The following is a 16,007-nucleotide window of genomic DNA, read 5'->3' as shown; positions in this document are numbered from 1 at the left end:
CCGCCGCGAACGGGGCCCGGCCGTCCACAGGGGCCGGCCCCGCCGCGCGGATCCACAGGGAGCCTGAATGACGAACCACCTGCCCGGCCGCCGGCACTTCCTCGCCGGACTCGGAGCCGCCGGAGCGACCGCCCTGCTCAGCGGCTGCGTCACCTCCGCCTCCACCGCGAAGTCCTCCTCCAAGGGCCCGGTGACCCTCCAGTCCAACCTGTCCGCACCGCAGGCCAAGGCCGCGATGGAGGACCTCGTCGCCGCCTACGCCAAGAAGGGCGAGGGCCGCGCCAGCCTGAACACCGTGGCCGCCGAGACCTTCCGCACCCAGCTGCCGACCTACCTGACCTCGGCCAACCCGCCGGACGTGTACACCTGGTACCCCGGCTCCGTGGCGGACGCCTACGCCAGGAAGAACCTGCTCCTCGACCTCGACGACGTCTGGAACGCCTCGCCCGACCTCAAGCGGTACTCCAAGGCGCTGAACAGCCTGTGCACCGCGAGCTCCGGGAAGAAGGTCTTCGTGCCCACCACCTACTACTGGTGGGGCATGTTCTACCGGAAGTCGAACTTCGCCAAGTGGGGCGTCAGCGCACCCTCCTCCTGGGACGAGTTCCTCGACCTGTGCGACAAGCTCAAGTCCAAGGGCGTGGCGCCGATCGGACTCGGCGCCGGCGGCAACACCCCATGGGTCGCCTCGGCGTGGTTCGACTACCTCGACATCCGCGTCAACGGCGCCGCCTACCACCGCGAACTCCTCGCGGGCAGGCACCGCTTCGACGACCCCGAGGTGCGCAAGGTCTTCGACCGCTGGCAGGAGGTGCTGCCGTACTTCGACCCCGACGGCACCGCCCTGGCCTTCCAGGACGCCGGCACCGCCCTGCTCAACGGCCGCACCGGCATGATGCTCATCGGCACCTTCTTCGCCGACGCCGCCCCCAGGAACGCCCTCGACGACATCGACTTCTTCCGCTTCCCCGTCATCGACCCCAAGATCCCCCTCGCCGAAGAGGCCCCGACCGACGGCTACTTCGCCAGCGCCCGCACCGGACGCCGCGACCAGGTCGCCGACCTGATGAAGTACCTCGCCACCGCCGAGGCGCAGGAGATCTACATCAAGGGCTCGTCCGGGACCGTGCTGCCCTGCAACCCCGACGCCAAGGACGCGGGCACGGCGCTGGTGAAGAAGGGCCGCGAGCACATCGAGCGGGCGGCCGAGCTGACCCAGTTCTTCAACCGCGACTCCAGCGACGCCCTCCAGCCCACCGCCGACACCGCGCTCACGAAGTTCATCGCCCGGCCGAAGGACATCGGCGGCATCCTCCGGGACTGGCAGCGCGACGCCGAGAAGATCTGGAACGCCTGACATGGCCGTCCTGACCGCACCGCACCGCGAGTCCCCGGCCCCGACGCCGCCCCGGGGCCACCGGGCCCGGGGCCCGCGCCGCACACCCCCGCTGGTCCTCGCCTTCGTCCTCGTCCCCCTGCTCGCCGAGGCCGTCTGGGTCTTCTGGCCCGCGCTCCAGGGTTTCTACCTCGCCCTGACCAGCTGGGACGGCGTCTCCGCGCCGAAGTTCGTCGGCCTGGGCAACTTCCGCGAGATGGCGGGCGACGACGTCTTCCGCAGCGCCACCGGCCACACCGTCCTGTGGCTGCTCCTCTTCGGCGGCCTGTCCGCCGTACTCGGCCTGGCCGCCGCCCTGCTGCTCCAGCAGGAACGCCGGGGCGTCGGCTTCTACCGCGCGGCCCTCTTCCTGCCCGTCGTGTTCTCCCTGGTGGCCACCGCCCTGGTCTGGCAGGCCGTCTACCAGCCCGACGGCGTGCTCAACCGCCTCCTGGAGTCCGTCGGCCTCGACAGCCTGCGCCACGCCTGGCTCGCCGACCAGGACACCGCCCTGTACGCGGTGATCGTGCCCGCCCTGTGGCGGCAGATCGGCTACGTGATGGTCCTCTACCTCGCCGGCCTGAAGGGCATCGACCCGGCCCTGTACGAGGCGGCCAAGGTCGACGGCGCCGGCCGCCGGCAGCGCTTCCGCCATGTGACGCTCCCTCAGCTGCGCGGTGTCAACGCCGTCGTGGTGTCCGTCATCATCATCGACTCGCTGCGCTCCTTCGACGTGGTCTGGTCGCTGACCCGCGGCGGCCCCTACCACTCCTCCGAACTGCTGAGCACCTACATGTACTCCACCGCCTTCCAGTCCCTGCGCCTCGGGTACGGCTCCGCCCTGGCCGTCGTCATCTTCCTGCTGGCCTTCGGGGTCATCGCCTCCTACCTGGTCCGGGCCTTCAGGGAGGCCGACTGATGTCCGCCGCGCAGACGCACACGTCCGCCCGCGCGCTGCGCCGCCGGCGGGCCGCCACCGCCGGCTTCCACCTCGGCGCCGGGGCCCTGGCCGTCCTGTGGCTGCTGCCCGTCCTCCTGGTCGTGGTCACCAGCCTGCGGTCCTTCGACGACATCGCCGCGCACGGCCTGGGCAGTTGGCCCCGCTCCTTCACACTGGACAACTTCCGGCAGGCCTGGGTCGACGGCGGCCAGCAACGCGCCCTGATCAACAGCCTGGTCGTCACCGTCCCCTGCGTCCTGGTGACCCTCGCCCTGGCCGCCATGGCGGCGTTCGGCCTGAGCCGCTACGAGATGCCCTTCCGCCGCTGCCTGCTGCTGCTCATGCTCGGCGGCAACCTGCTGCCCCCGCAGATCCTGCTCGTCCCGGTCGCCAAGCTCAGCGAGATGATGGGCGTGTACGACACCCTGCCCGCCCTGATCGGCGTACAGATCGGCTTCGGGGTCGGCTTCTACGTGTTCGTCCTGCACGGCTTCATGCGCGCGATCCCCGTCGAGATCCAGCAGGCCGCCGTCGTCGACGGCGCCGGCCCCTGGCAGATCTTCTGGCGCGTCATCCTCCCGCTCACCCGGCCCGCGCTCGCCGCGCTCAGCGCCCTGTCCTTCACCTGGATCTTCAACGACCTGCTGTGGGCGATCACCGTCCTGCGCAGCGACAGCAGGATGCCGATCACCGCCGCGCTCATCGGCCTCCAGGGCCAGTACGTGTCCATGTGGAACGTGATCGCCGCCGGGTCCGTCATCGCCGCCGCACCCACCGTGGCCGTCTTCCTCCGCTTCCAGCGCCACTTCGTGGCCGGCCTCAACCTCGGAGCGGTGAAGTGACCCCGCACCAGCGCTGGACGCTGCGCACCGAGCACACCAGCTACACCGTCCGGCTCTCCCCGGACGGCCCCTGGGCGGAACTCCACGCGTGGGGACCGCACGGCGTGGAGGACGGGCCGCCGGTGCTGGACCGGTCCCACCGCACCCACTTCATCACCCCGGCGGACGCCGCCCCCGCGGAATACGTGCCGCACGGACTGCGCCCGTTCACCGGAGCCGATCTCGTCGCCGCCCGGCCCGGCTCCGAGCGCGGCGTGTGGTGGAGCTTCGAGGGCGCCGACGAGGAGCCCGGCACCCTCCGGCTCACCTTCACCGACGCCGTCCTCGGCCTGCGCACCACCCAGTGCTACGCCACCGTGCCCGGCACCGACGTCCTGCACCGCTGGACCGAACTGACCTGCACGGGCGAGGCGGAACTGCGGCTGGAGCGGCTGGACTCCGCCGCCGTGGACATCCCGGTCACCACCGCCGCCCGGCTGACGTACCTGGCCGGCCAGTGGTCGCAGGAGTTCCAGCACACGCGACTCGACCTGGCCCGGGGCACCTTCACCATCGGCAGCACCCAGGGCGTGCCCGGTCACGCGTACGCGCCCTGGCTCGCCGTCCAGGACGCGACGGCCCCGCACGACGCTCCCGCCCCCGCCTACGGCATCGCCCTGGAATGGCCCGGCAACTGGCACATCACCGCACAGGCCGAGCCCGGCGGCGCCGTACGCGTCCGCGCCGGACGCGTACCGCACGAGGGCGCGGTACACCTGGCTCCCGGCGACACGCTGACCACCCCCCGCCTCGCCTGCGCCTTCAGCCCGGACGGACTCGACGGGCTCTCCCGCGTCTGGCACCGCTACGAGCGCCGCCTCGCCGGCGAACGCCTGCACCGCCCCCGCAAGGTCCTGTACAACTCCTGGGAGGCCACCGGCTTCGACGTCGACGCCGAGAGCCAGCTGGAACTGGCCAAGGCGGCGGCGGACCTCGGCGCCGAGCTGTTCGTTGTGGACGACGGCTGGTTCACCGGCCGCACCGACGACACCGGCGGGCTGGGCGACTGGTACCCCGACCCGGCGGCCTTCCCGCACGGCTTCGACCGGTTCGTCGACGACGTCCGCGCCCTCGGGCTGGACTTCGGCCTGTGGATCGAACCCGAGGCCGTCAGCCCCGGCAGCCGCCTGCACGCCGAACACCCCGAGTGGGTCTACCGGATCGAGGGCCGCCCGGCCCGCCGCGTGCGCAACCAGCTCCTGCTCGACCTCGGCCGCGCCGACGTGCAGGACTTCGTCCTCGCCACCCTCGACCGGCTGCTCACCGGCCACGCCATCGACTACCTGAAGTGGGACATGAACCGCCCGCCGACCGAGCGCGGCCGTCCGGGCGCCGGCCCCGCGGACCGGCTGGACCTCGACGCCGAGCACGTCCACGGCTACCTCCGCGTCCTGGACCACCTGCGCACCGCGCACCCCCACGTCACCGTCGAGGGCTGCGCGGGCGGCGGCGGCCGGATCGAGCACGCCACCCTCGCGCGCACCGACGTCGTCTGGCCCAGCGACAACACCGCGCCCCTGGACCGGCTCCGCGTCCAGCACGGCTTCCTGCACGCCCACGCCCCGCACGTGATGAGCTCCTGGGTCACCGACGCCCCCGGCGTCTTCGACCCCCGCCCGCGCAGCCTCGCCTTCCGGTTCGTCACCGCCATGTGCGGCGTCCTCGGCATCGGCGCCGACCTGCGGACCTGGACGCCGGAGCAGCGCGCCGAGGCAGCCGGCTGGATCGCCCGGTACAAGGAGGTGCGGGACGTCGTCCACCACGGCGACGCCCGTCTGCTCGGCTCGCCCGAGGACGCCACCTGCGGAGTGCAGTACGACGCGCCCGACGGACGCCGTACCGTCGTCGCCGCCTTCAGCACCGGCCGGCTCGACGGCGCCCCGCTCGTGCCGGGCCGCCCCGCCCGGCTGCGGCTGCGCGGCCTGGACCCCACGGCGGCCTACCGGGACGCCGCCACCGCGACCACGTACAGCGGCGCCCATCTGCTCCACTACGGGCTGCCCTGCGCGTGGACCGCCGGCCACGACGCCGACCTGGTGGTACTGACACGGCAGTAGCCGCACCCGCACGCCGCAAGCCACCCAGACGAGAAGGAGCCCCGCCTCATGGATCCCGCACGACGGCACGGCGCCCGCTTCACCGGCCGCACGGCCGTGATCACCGGAGCCGCCTCCGGCATCGGGGCCGCCACCGCCGAACGCCTCGCCCGGGAGGGCGCCACCGTGGTCCTCGCCGACATCGCCGAGGAACCCGGCGAGGCCGTGGCCGCGCGCATCACCGAGGACGGCGGCCGGGCCCGCTTCGTACGGGCCGACGTCTCGGCCGAACGGGACTGGCAGCGGATCGTCTCCGCCGCCCACGCCCACGGGCCCGTCGACCTGCTGGTCAGCAACGCCTACACCGTCGACGTCACCCCGGCCCACGAGATGACCCTCGCCTCCTGGCAGCGGCAGCTGTCCGTCAACCTCACCGCCGCCTTCCTCGGCTTCCGGGCCGTCCTGCCCGACCTGCGCTCGCGCCGGGGAGCGGTCGTGCTCACCTCCTCCGTCCACGCCCACGCCGGCATCCCCGGCCACCCCGCCTACGCGGCCTCCAAGGGCGCGCTGCTCTCCCTGTGCGGCCAGCTCGCCGTCGAGTACGGCCCCGAGGTGCGCGTCAACGCCGTCCTGCCGGGACCGGTGCTGACGGCGGCCTGGGACCGGGTGCCGCCCGAGGAACGCGAGCTGAGCGTCGCCGCGACCGCCGCCCGCCGCTTCGGCACCCCCGAGGAGGTCGCCGCGGCCATCGCCTTCCTCGGCGCCGACGAGGCCTCCTTCGTCACCGGCGCGCACCTCGTCGTCGACGGGGGCTGGAGCGTCACCAAGGCGTCCGCATGACCACCGCCGTCCGCTCACGCGACCCGTGCGCACCCGGCCATACTCGTCCGACACGTGCGCATCCGGATCCGTCCGACCCGTGCGCATCCCGAGAGAAAGGCTGTACGACATGACGCCCTACGCCCGCCGCGGCGTGCACGGCCAGACGGTGGAGGCGCTGGCCCGCCGCATCCTGGGCGGCGAGATCCCCGAGGGGGCCACGCTCGACCTGGTGGCGCTGCAGAGCGAACTGGACGTCAGCCTCACCGCCCTGCGCGAGTCCCTGAAGGTACTGGCCGCCAAGGGCATGGTCGACGCCCGGCAGAAGCGCGGCACCTTCGTCCGGGCCCGCGCGGACTGGAACCTCCTCGACGCCGACGTCCTGCGCTGGCGGTTCGAGGGCGCCGGCGCCGGCGAGACCGACCGGGCGCTGCTGCGCAACCTGGCCGAGGTGCGCTCCATCATCGAGCCGGCCGCCGTCCGCCTCGCCGCCCAGCGCCGCACCGACGACGACCTCGCGGCCCTCGACGCCGCCCTCGCGGCGATGGGGGAGCACGACACCGACCCCGGCCACGCCGTCGACGCCGACCTCGCCTTCCACCGCGCCCTGCTCGCCGCCACCCACAACGAACTGCTGGAACGCATGGAGATGGTGATCGAGTCCGGCCTCGCCCACCGCGACCGCCTGGTCCACAGCTCCCCGCACAGCGAGGACCCGGTCCCCGCCCACCGCGCCGTCCTGGACGCCGTACGCGACCAGGACCCGCGGGCCGCCGAGGCCGCCATGCACGCCCTGCTCGAACAGGCCGGGCGCGACCTGGACCGGATCGACGGCCCCGACGACACGAAAGGCACCGGCGGCAAGTGAAGATCGCCCGCATTGAGACGTTCCTGGTACCGCCGCGCTGGCTGTTCTGCCGGATCGAGACCGACGACGGCGTGGTCGGCTGGGGCGAACCCGTCGTGGAAGGACGCGCCGAAGTGGTCCGCGCCGCCGTCGACGTCCTCGCCGAACAGCTCCTCGGGAAGGACCCGCTGCGCATCGAGGACCACTGGCAGGTGCTCACCAAGGGCAGCTTCTACCGCGGCGGCCCCGTGCTCTCCAGCGCGGTCGCCGGTCTCGACCAGGCCCTGTGGGACATCGCGGGCAAGACCTACGGCGCACCGGTGCACGCCCTCCTCGGCGGCCCCGTGCGCGAACGCGTCCGGGTCTACGCCTGGGTCGGCGGCGACGAGCCCGCCGAGCTGACCGACCAGATAGCGGCCCAGGTGGAGGCCGGCTTCACGGCGGTGAAGATGAACGCCGCCGGGGCCACCTCGCCGATCACCACCCCGGCCGAGACGGCAGCCGTCGTGGCCCGGGTGGCGGCGGCCCGCGAGGTGCTCGGCCCCGACCGGGACGTCGCCGTCGACTTCCACGGCCGCTTCACCGCCGCCGGCGCCCGCCGCGCCCTGGCCGAACTGGCCCCCCTGCACCCGCTGTTCGTGGAGGAGCCGGTCCTCCCCGAGCACAACCACCTGCTGCCCGGCCTGGTCACCGCCAGTCCGGTACCGCTGGCCACCGGCGAACGCCTCTACTCCCGCGGCGACTTCCTGCCCGTCCTCACCGCGGGGATCGCCGTCGCCCAGCCCGACCTGTCCCACGCGGGCGGCATCTCCGAGGTGCACAGGATCGCCGCCCTCGCCGACACCTTCGGCGCCCAGCTCGCCCCGCACTGCCCCCTCGGTCCCATCGCCCTCGCCGCCAGCCTCCAGATCGCCTTCGCCACCCCGAACTTCCTGATCCAGGAGCAGAGTCGCGGCATCCACTACAACAAGGACGCCGACCTCCTCTCCTACCTCGCCGACCCCGAACCGTTCCGGTTCGTCGCCGGTCACGCCCCCCGCAACGACGCCCCGGGCCTGGGCATCACCCTGGACGAAGCGGCCGTACGCGCCGCGGACCGCGGCGGGCACGCCTGGCGCAACCCCGTGTGGCGGCACCCCGACGGCTCGTTCGCGGAATGGTGAACCGCGTGCTCGACGTCGTCACCGACCCCGCCCACGGCGGCCGGTGGACCTCACTGCGCGCGGACGGCCGCGAATGGCTCTGGCACCGCCCCGCACCGGAACGGGACACGGTCGTCCCCGGTGACGCGTTCGTCGACGCCGGGGGGCTGGAGGAGTGCGTGCCCACCGTCCGTGGCCGCCCCGACCACGGCGACGCCTGGTCCCGCCCGTGGACCCGGGACGGCGACACCGAGCGGGTGCACTGCGACGCCTTCACCCTGACCCGCACCGTACGCGCCACACCCGACGGCGTGGTGGCCGACTACACGCTGGCCGCCGAACCGGGCTTCCGCTTCCTCTGGGCGGCCCACGCCCTGCTCGACCTCTCCGAGCACGCCACCCTCCACATGACCGCCGGCGCGACCACCCGCCTGTTCCCCGAGGCCGCCCCGCTGCTGACCGAGCCGTGGCCCGAAGGCGCGCCCTGGCTCGCGGGTGCCTGGCCCGCCCCGCGCGGACTGGCCCTCGAACGGCTCGGCCCCGACGACGGCACAGCGGTGGGAGCCGTCGTGGACACCCACCTGTGCTGTGTGCACGACGGCCGCGACCGGCTGTCCCTGAGCGTGCGGGTGGCCGGGGACACCGCGGCCGCCCGGCCGGGGGGCGGGCAGCGCGGGACCGGGCAGCCCGTGTCGATCGCGCTGTGGCGCAACCTCGGCGGCTTCCCCGAGGCGAACCCCTACCGCAGCACGGGCGTCGAGCCGATGCTCGGCCGTGTCTTCGACCTCGCCGACGCCGGCCCCGGCGACGCCGCCGAGGTGCCCGCCACCGGAGAGGCGCACTGGCGGCTGACGCTCACCACCGCCTGCCGCTGCCCCTGAACCCCCAGCAAGGAGACCGGTTCGTGGATCTGCCCGCCGCCCTCTCGGCGCACCGGCTGCTGGCCATCGTCCGTGGACGTGACGCCGACGCCGCGCTGCGCACCGTACTGACCCTGGCCGAGGAGGACATCGACCTCATCGAGGTGTCGCTCAGCGGCACGGACGCCCTCGCCGTCATCGCGCGGGCCCGGGAACTCCTCGGCCCGGACCGCCCGTTGGGCGCCGGCACGGTCCTGACCGCCGGCGACGCGCGTGCCGCCCACCGGGCGGGGGCGACGTTCGTGGTCACACCCGGACTGGGTGAAGCCGTGCCCGCGGCACACGACCTGGGCCTGCCGGTGCTCGCCGGTGTGTTCACCCCGACCGACGTCATCGCCGCCCGGAGCATGGGCGCGGCGGCACTGAAGATCTTCCCGGTCGCCCAGGCCGGGGGAGCGGCGTACCTGGAGGCCCTGCGCGGACCGTTCCCCGACGCCGCGTTCGTCCCCGTGGGCGGAGTCGACGAGGCCGTCGCCCGCGCCTGCCTCGCCGCGGGTGCGGCGGCGGTCGGCGTCGGTTCCCCGCTCGTCGGCGACGCCGCCGACGGCGGCAGCCTCGAAGCGCTCAGGAGCCGCGCCCGCGCCTTCCGCACCGCCGTACGGGAGGTGGCGCCGTGACCGCGGAGCCCCGCCCCACCCGCCCCGACCGCCTCGAACTCGGTGAGGGCATCCGCTGGACCGGCACCGGGGTCGTCCTCGTGGACCTCCTCGCCGGCCGCCTCCTTTCGGCCCCGGACGATCCCACGGCCCCGCTGCGGACCGTCGCGCACCTCCCGGTCCCGCTGGGGGCGGTCGCCCCGGTGGCCGGTCTCCCGGGCACCTGGATCGCGGCCGCGGGAACCGGCTTCTGCCTGCTGCACCCCGACGGCGCCACCCGCTGGCTGGCCCGCCCGGAGGACGGCTCCGTACCGCGCAGGCGCATGAACGACGCCGTGGCCGACCCCTCGGGCCGGTTCTGGGCGGGCAGCATGGGCTACGACGCCGACGAGGACGCCGGTGCCCTCTACCGCGTCGACCACGACGGCACGGTCGAACGCGTCCTGGACGGCGTCACCGTGCCCAACGGCCCGGTGTTCACCCCGGACGGGCGCTGGATGTACCTGGCCGACAGCGCCCGGGGTGTCGTCCGCCGCTATCCGGTCGACCCGCGGACCGCCCGGCTCGGCACGCCCGAGGTCTTCGTCACCGTGGACGACGGCAGTCCCGACGGGATGGCGATCGACGCGGAAGGCGCCGTGTGGATCGCCGTCTGGGGCACCGGGACGGTACGCCGTCACCTTCCCGACGGCACGCCGGACCGCACCCTGCGGCTGCCCGCGAGCCGGCCGGCCGGCGTGTGCCTGGAGGGAGACCTCCTGCACATCACCACCGCTCGGCTGGGCCTCGACGCGCCCGGGCCGTACGACGGCGCCGTCTTCAGCGTCCGGGTCGAGGTGCCGGGCAGCCCGGCCGCGTCCTACCGGCCGACTGCCTCCCTCCTGCGAGCGGGCCAGGCATCCGGAAGGGAACCCTCATGACCGGAGCCGCCACGGGAACCACGACGGAAACCGCGGCGGGACGGCCGTGGCGCCCCGCCGGGCACGTGGTGTGCGTCGGCGAGACGATGGCGGCCCTGGTGCCCGATCCGCCGGAACCACTGGAGCGGGCCGCGCGGCTGGGCCTGTCGGTGGCGGGCGCGGAGTCGAACGTGGCCATGTACCTGGCCGACCACGGCGTCCCGGTCTCCTGGGTCTCGGCGCTGGGCGACGACCCGCTGGGAAGACGAGTCCGCGCCACGGTGGCCGCCGCGGGCGTCGACGTCTCGCACGTCCGCACCGACCCCCACCACCCCACGGGTCTGCTGGTGAAGAGCCCGGCCTCCACCGCCGGCACGCGCGTGCACTACTACAGGTCCGGTTCGGCCGCTTCCGCGCTCGGCCCGGACCTGCTGGACGAGGAACCCGTGCGCTCGGCGGCCCTGCTGCACCTCACCGGCATCACCCCGGCGCTGTCGCCCTCCTGCCGGGAACTGGTCACCAAGGCCCTGACCACTGCGGTGGACGCGCGTTCCCACGCGGTCAGCTTCGACGTCAACCACCGCCCCGCCCTGTGGCCCGACGGCACCGCGGCCACCGTGCTGCGCCGGCTGGCCGACCGGGCCGACATCGTCTTCGTCGGCCTCGACGAGGCCCAGGGCCTGTGGGGCGAGGACCTGACGGTCACCGACGTACGGCACCTGCTGCCGCATCCCCGTGTCCTCGTCGTCAAGGACGGCGCCCGCGCCGCCACCGCCGTCACCGACCACGGCGTGTACACCGTGCCGGCGCTGCGGACGGCGGTGGTCGAACCGGTGGGCGCCGGGGACGCCTTCGCCGCGGGCTTCCTCGCGGGCCTGCTGAGGAGCCGCACGACGGCGCAGGCGCTCCGGCTGGGACACATCACGGCGGTGTCGGCGCTGCGGGTGACAGGAGACCACGGCCCCCTGCCCGCGCCGGCCCGGATCGAACGGCTCCTCACCCTGCCGGACCCGGAGTGGGAGGCACTCGCCCAGACGCAGGGGGGAACGCCCCCGTGCCCGGGGTACGCACCGGACGGCACCGTCCACTGACCGGCGCGTCACCGCTGCCGGCCGCGGGAGCAGGCCATCAGCCCGCCGGATAATCCGGATGTACGTGAAATCGGGTATACACCTATGGACACTGACAAACACCCGCATACGGTCGCTGCCCGTTCCGGGAGGCACGATGAGCCAGCAGCCAGTCCTTCTCCCCTACGCCGATCCGGCCTTCGTGGCGGACCCCTTCCCCCTCTACCGCCGCCTCCGCGAGGAGGGCCCCGTCCGCCGCGCGATCATCGCCGGCGGCCTGGACGCCTGGCTGGTCACCCGCTACGAGGACGGACTCGCCGCCCTGTCCGACCCCCGGCTGAGCAGCGATGTCCGTGACGCCTCGGACCCCCGCCTCATCGCCCAGCTGCCTCAGTTCGAGCGGGAGTCGATGACGAGCACCATGCTGCGCTCCGACCCGCCCGACCACACCCGGCTGCGCCGTCTGGTGTCGAAGGCGTTCACGGCACGCCGGGTCGCCGAGCTGCGGCCCCGGGTCCAGGAGATCACCGACCGGCTCCTCGACGCGGTGGTCCCGGCCGGCCGGGCCGAACTCGTGGCCGACTTCGCGCTGCCCCTGCCGGTCACCGTCATCGGCGAACTGCTGGGCGTGCCGGTGGACGAGCGGTACGACTTCCAGCGGTGGACCGACGCCATGCTCGTCCGCGGGGAGGAGATGCCCGACCCGCTCGTGGTCGACGAGGCGTGGCACCGGATGCGCGCCTACGTGACGCGGCACCTCGCGGCCAAGCGTGCCCGGCCGGGGGACGACCTCCTCAGCGCGCTGATCGACGCCCACGACCAGGAGCAGCGGCTGAGCCACGACGAACTGATCGCCATGACGTTCCTGCTGCTGGTGGCGGGCTACGTCACGACGGTCAACCTGATCGCCGGCGGCATCGCCGCGCTGCTCACCCACCCCGGCCAGCTCATCCTGCTGCGGAACCGTCCGGAGCTGCTGCCGGACGCGATCGAGGAGTTCCTGCGCCACGACGGCCCGGTCAGTCCGGGCATCGCCCGTTTCGCACGCGAGGACGTCGAGATCGCCGGCGTGACCGTCCCGCGCGGCGCGACCGTGCTCGTCGCGTCCGCCATCGCCGACCGCGACCCGGCCCGGTTCCCGGACCCCGACCGGCTGGACATCACCCGCAGGGACAACGGCCACCTGGCCTTCGGGCACGGCATCCACTACTGCCTGGGCGCGCCGCTGGCCCGGCTGGAGGGCCAGGTCGCCATCGGGACGGTCCTGCGCCGCCTGCCGGACCTGGCCCTGGCCGTGCCGCCGGCGGAGCTCGCCTGGCGCCCCGGCGGCCTGCGTGGCCCGGCGCGGCTGCCCGTCACGTTCACCCCCGGCGGCCCGGCCTGAACACCGTCCGGTACCCCTCGGCCCCGTGCCCCGGCGCCGTCACGGCCCACGGTGGACGCGAGACGACGGGAGACGACCCGACGAGGAGCCCCTGGAGACGTTCGACTCTTCCTGGACCGGGACACCGTGCCCACCGCGCTCGGCCACGAGGTGGTGATCAGCGGCGTCAACGACACCCTGGACGCCGGGGTGCTGCGTGCCCTCGCCGCAGGCGGCACCTCGGTGGCCGAGTTCGCCTGGGCCCTCGCGCTCGGAGGGGCGTCGGGCTCGACGTGTACGAGGAGGAGGCCGGCGTGTTCTTCCGGGACAGTCGCTGGAGGTGATGACCGACGAGTGCCTTGCGAGGCTGATGACCTTCGCCAACGTGCTGGGGACTACTTCGCGGGCCGTGGCAGCGACAACACGCTGGTGCGGCCCGTGACGGCATGACACACGGTCTGGGCCGTGCGCGGATTTGGCCCCCGCTGGTCCGCCGCCCCGGGAGTGGCGGACCAGCGCCTGCGAAGACGCCGTCGCGGGGTGAAACGGAACCTACGCTTCCAGCGGTTCGCGACGGAAGACCTGCGGATGTGGTCCGCCTCACAGTGCCCCAACGGATCTCCCGGCTCCGGGCTGACCTGCGGAAACGTAAGTGATCACCGCGGAATCGCGCGAGTGGGCACGCCCTCGTCCCACTATCTGGAGTGGTGTTCACCGGAGTTCGGCTGAACGAGGATGGACACCGGTGGACACGAGGCGCCCGGGACGTCGTGCCGGTGCCCGAGGGCTGGACGAGGGGAGCGTTTCCGCAGTGACGCAGGCTCACGAGGACGAAGTGCTGGCACGGATCGCGAAGGGGCTGGTCTACACCGAGTCGGAAGCGGCCTTCCAGGCCCCTCGGCGCCGCACCGAGGAGATCTTCGAGTACAACCACACACCTCCGGGCCGAACGGACAGGCGCCGTGCGCTGCTCGTCGCGATCTTCGGCTCGGTCGGTGAACGCACGGCGCTGCTCCCGCCGTTCCACGCGGCTTTCGGCAGCAACGTCCACATAGGCGACGACTTCTTCGGCAACGTGAACCTGACGTTCGTCGACGACGTCGAGATCCGCATCGGCGACGGTGTCATGATCGCCCCCAGCGTCACCCTGACCACGACGGGACACCCGGTGCACCCAGCGCGACGTGCCGACTTCGGCCGGTTCTCGGAACCGATCGTGATCGAGGACAAGGTCTGGATCGGCAGCAACGTGGTGGTCCTGCCGGGCGTCCGCATCGGATACGGCTCGGTCATCGGCGCCGGCAGCGTCGTCAGCCGCGACATCCCCCCGATGACTGTCGCGGTCGGGACCCCGTGCCGGGTGGTCCGCCCGATCACGGAGGCGGACCTCGCCACACGCACGACAGGCACGACCGGCCCTTAGGGCCTCTCGTTCGGATCATGCCGGGCTCGCGGGGTCCGGCCGGATCCCAACGAAAGACCCTAGCCCTGCGGCGGCCGTCGGCCGGCGGGCCGGGCGGCGCTTCGTTCCCGTCAGCGCCGCTGCGCCAAGGCGCGCAACGCCGCCTTGTCCGGCTTGCCGCTCGGGGCCACGGGGACCTCGGTGATGCCGACGACGCCGGCCGGGACGGACGCCTCGCCGAGTTCCCGGGCCACCAGCTCGCGCAGCGCGTCCGGGTCCGGCACGTTCCCGGGCTGCGGGACGACGAAGGCGTGGATCGCCTCGCCGGTCCGGTCGTCCGGGACCCCGACGACGTACGCCTGGTCGACGTCGGGATGGGAGGCCAGCACCCGCTCGATGGGGCCCGCGTAGTGGATGACGGCGTTGACGATGACGATGTCGCGCGTGCGGCCGGACAGCCGCAGATACCCCCGCGCGTCGAGCCTGCCGAGGTCCCGGGTACGGACCCAGCCGTCCCGCAGGACCTCCGCGGTCTCCCGGGGGTCCTCCCAGTAGCCGCTGAACGCGTCCGCCAGCCGGACCCACACCTCGCCCGTCCGGCCCGTGGGGAGGTCCCGCCCGTCGGCGTCCCGCACGGTCATCTCGACCGTGTCGAGCGGGCGTCCGACGCTGTCGGCGAGCCCGGGATCGGCCGCCAGCTCCTCCGGTTCCAGGACGGTCAGCATGCCCGTCTCCGTCTGGCCGTAGGCATGGTGGACCACCGGCCCCAGCAGCTCTGCCGCCTCGGTCAGCCGGTGCGGGGCGAGCGGGGAGCCGGCCACGACGAGGGCGCGCAGGCTGCTCGTGTCCACGGCCCGCTCGCGCACGGCGTCGAGGATGCCGTACAGGCGTGGCACCGTCGTCATGCAGGCGGTGACCCGGTGGTCGGCGAAGACCTCCGGGAACCGCAGGGGCTGGTCCGGGATGACCGCGGTGCCTCCGCCGAGCAGTGACAGACAGAGGTGTTCGAACATGACGGCGCTGCTGAGCGTGCCGAAGAGCAGGAAGCGCGCGTACCGCGCGGCGAGGCGCCGGGTGCGGTCGGTCCAGCGGGCGGGTTGCAGGGCCCAGTCCTCCGACAGGGCGCCGTAGGTCACCATCGTGCCCTTGGGCCGGCCGGTGCTGCCGCTGGTCAGGTGGATGACGCCGACGCCGTCGCGGTCGCCCCGGGCGGTGAGGTCGCCGGGGCCGGGCGTGGCGGGTGCCGGGGGCCATGACGCGCCGCCGGTGTCCAGCAGCGGGACGTCGCCCGCCTGGGCGGCCAATTCCGGCCGGCCGGCGGCGTCGTCCGTGACGACGGCGTCGACGTCGCGGGCGAGGATGTCGCGCAGGTGCTCGCGGGTCAGCCCGGGACGCAGCGCCACCACCTGGCAGCCGACGACATGGGCCGCCACGCGCACGGCGAACGCCTCCGGCGTGACACCGGTGTCCAGGGCCACGTGGGACCCGGCGGTCAGGCCCGCACCGCGCAGACCTCGCACGGACCCGGCGATCAGCGCGAGCACCTGCCCCCGGGTGACCACGCGTCCCCCGTACTCGAAAGCGGGCTGCTCCGGAGCGTCGCGGAAGGCGTCGACGAGCGCTTGTGGAAAGACTTCCCCGGGCTTTTCGTCCACTTCGTCTCCACTCTGGGCCGGAAATCGACGTAAAGGCAGTGTGAATGACTGGAAAACGACCA

14 protein-coding genes and 1 pseudogene are annotated in these 16,007 nt (G+C 73.6%); 14 read left to right on the top strand and 1 reads right to left on the bottom strand.

Annotation, left to right across the window (positions count from 1 at the left end; translation table 11 throughout):
* Positions 1–67 precede the first annotated feature (67 nt).
* From AB0946_RS28785 to AB0946_RS28720, 14 genes and pseudogenes are all read left to right on the top strand, one after another.
* Positions 68–1,357, top strand: a complete 1,290-nt coding sequence (locus tag AB0946_RS28785; RefSeq protein ID WP_366763567.1) for an extracellular solute-binding protein — start codon at positions 68–70, stop codon at positions 1,355–1,357.
* A 1-nt stretch (position 1,358) separates the two neighbouring features.
* Positions 1,359–2,294, top strand: coding sequence for a sugar ABC transporter permease (locus tag AB0946_RS28780; RefSeq protein ID WP_366763566.1), 936 nt, complete (start codon positions 1,359–1,361; stop codon positions 2,292–2,294).
* Entirely contained in the window at positions 2,294–3,157 is an 864-nt protein-coding gene (locus AB0946_RS28775; RefSeq protein WP_366763565.1) for a carbohydrate ABC transporter permease, read from the top strand. Before AB0946_RS28780 ends, AB0946_RS28775 begins: the two co-directional genes overlap by 1 nt.
* Positions 3,154–5,253, top strand: coding sequence for an alpha-galactosidase (locus AB0946_RS28770; RefSeq protein WP_366763564.1), 2,100 nt, complete (start codon positions 3,154–3,156; stop codon positions 5,251–5,253). The genes AB0946_RS28775 and AB0946_RS28770 overlap by 4 nt, the downstream gene beginning before the upstream one ends.
* Before the next feature lie 48 nt (positions 5,254–5,301).
* A complete protein-coding gene (locus tag AB0946_RS28765) occupies positions 5,302–6,072 on the top strand; it encodes a glucose 1-dehydrogenase (RefSeq protein ID WP_366763563.1) in 771 nt (256 codons plus the stop codon).
* Positions 6,073–6,181: 109 nt separating this feature from the next.
* A complete protein-coding gene (locus AB0946_RS28760) occupies positions 6,182–6,919 on the top strand; it encodes a FadR/GntR family transcriptional regulator (protein WP_366763561.1) in 738 nt (245 codons plus the stop codon).
* Positions 6,916–8,061 carry a galactonate dehydratase gene (dgoD, locus tag AB0946_RS28755; protein WP_366763560.1) on the top strand — a complete coding sequence of 382 codons (1,146 nt, stop codon included), beginning with the start codon at positions 6,916–6,918 and terminating at the stop codon, positions 8,059–8,061. The genes AB0946_RS28760 and dgoD overlap by 4 nt, the downstream gene beginning before the upstream one ends.
* A 5-nt stretch (positions 8,062–8,066) precedes the next feature.
* Positions 8,067–8,921, top strand: coding sequence for a hypothetical protein (locus tag AB0946_RS28750; protein ID WP_366763558.1), 855 nt, complete (start codon positions 8,067–8,069; stop codon positions 8,919–8,921).
* Positions 8,922–8,944: 23 nt separating this feature from the next.
* Positions 8,945–9,577, top strand: a complete 633-nt coding sequence (locus tag AB0946_RS28745) for a bifunctional 4-hydroxy-2-oxoglutarate aldolase/2-dehydro-3-deoxy-phosphogluconate aldolase (RefSeq protein WP_366763557.1) — start codon at positions 8,945–8,947, stop codon at positions 9,575–9,577.
* Positions 9,574–10,476: an SMP-30/gluconolactonase/LRE family protein gene (locus AB0946_RS28740; protein WP_366763556.1), complete on the top strand. Its 903-nt coding sequence runs from the start codon at positions 9,574–9,576 to the stop codon at positions 10,474–10,476. Before AB0946_RS28745 ends, AB0946_RS28740 begins: the two co-directional genes overlap by 4 nt.
* Entirely contained in the window at positions 10,473–11,546 is a 1,074-nt protein-coding gene (locus AB0946_RS28735; protein WP_366763555.1) for a sugar kinase, read from the top strand. The genes AB0946_RS28740 and AB0946_RS28735 overlap by 4 nt, the downstream gene beginning before the upstream one ends.
* A gap of 136 nt (positions 11,547–11,682) precedes the next feature.
* Positions 11,683–12,909 carry a cytochrome P450 gene (locus tag AB0946_RS28730; RefSeq protein WP_366763554.1) on the top strand — a complete coding sequence of 409 codons (1,227 nt, stop codon included), beginning with the start codon at positions 11,683–11,685 and terminating at the stop codon, positions 12,907–12,909.
* A 99-nt stretch (positions 12,910–13,008) separates the two neighbouring features.
* Positions 13,009–13,128, top strand: a pseudogene (locus AB0946_RS28725) (2-hydroxyacid dehydrogenase); the annotation flags it as partial.
* Positions 13,129–13,699: 571 nt separating this feature from the next.
* Complete coding sequence (locus AB0946_RS28720) at positions 13,700–14,311, top strand: sugar O-acetyltransferase (protein WP_366763553.1); 612 nt, start codon at positions 13,700–13,702, stop codon at positions 14,309–14,311.
* 110 nt (positions 14,312–14,421) lie between these two features.
* Here the strand turns inward: AB0946_RS28720 and AB0946_RS28715 are convergent, their stop codons facing one another.
* The gene (locus AB0946_RS28715) at positions 14,422–15,945 is read right to left on the bottom strand and encodes a fatty acid--CoA ligase family protein (protein ID WP_366763551.1); all 1,524 of its coding nucleotides are present in this window, start codon (positions 15,943–15,945) and stop codon (positions 14,422–14,424) included.
* Between the last annotated feature and the right edge of the window lie 62 nt (positions 15,946–16,007).

It is taken from the genome of Streptomyces sp. NPDC046870 (genome assembly GCF_040704595.1).
GTDB lineage: Bacteria > Actinomycetota > Actinomycetes > Streptomycetales > Streptomycetaceae > Streptomyces > Streptomyces argyrophylli.
The sequence above is the reverse complement of the archived record's forward strand: the minus strand, read 5'-3'. Positions and strand labels throughout refer to the sequence as shown.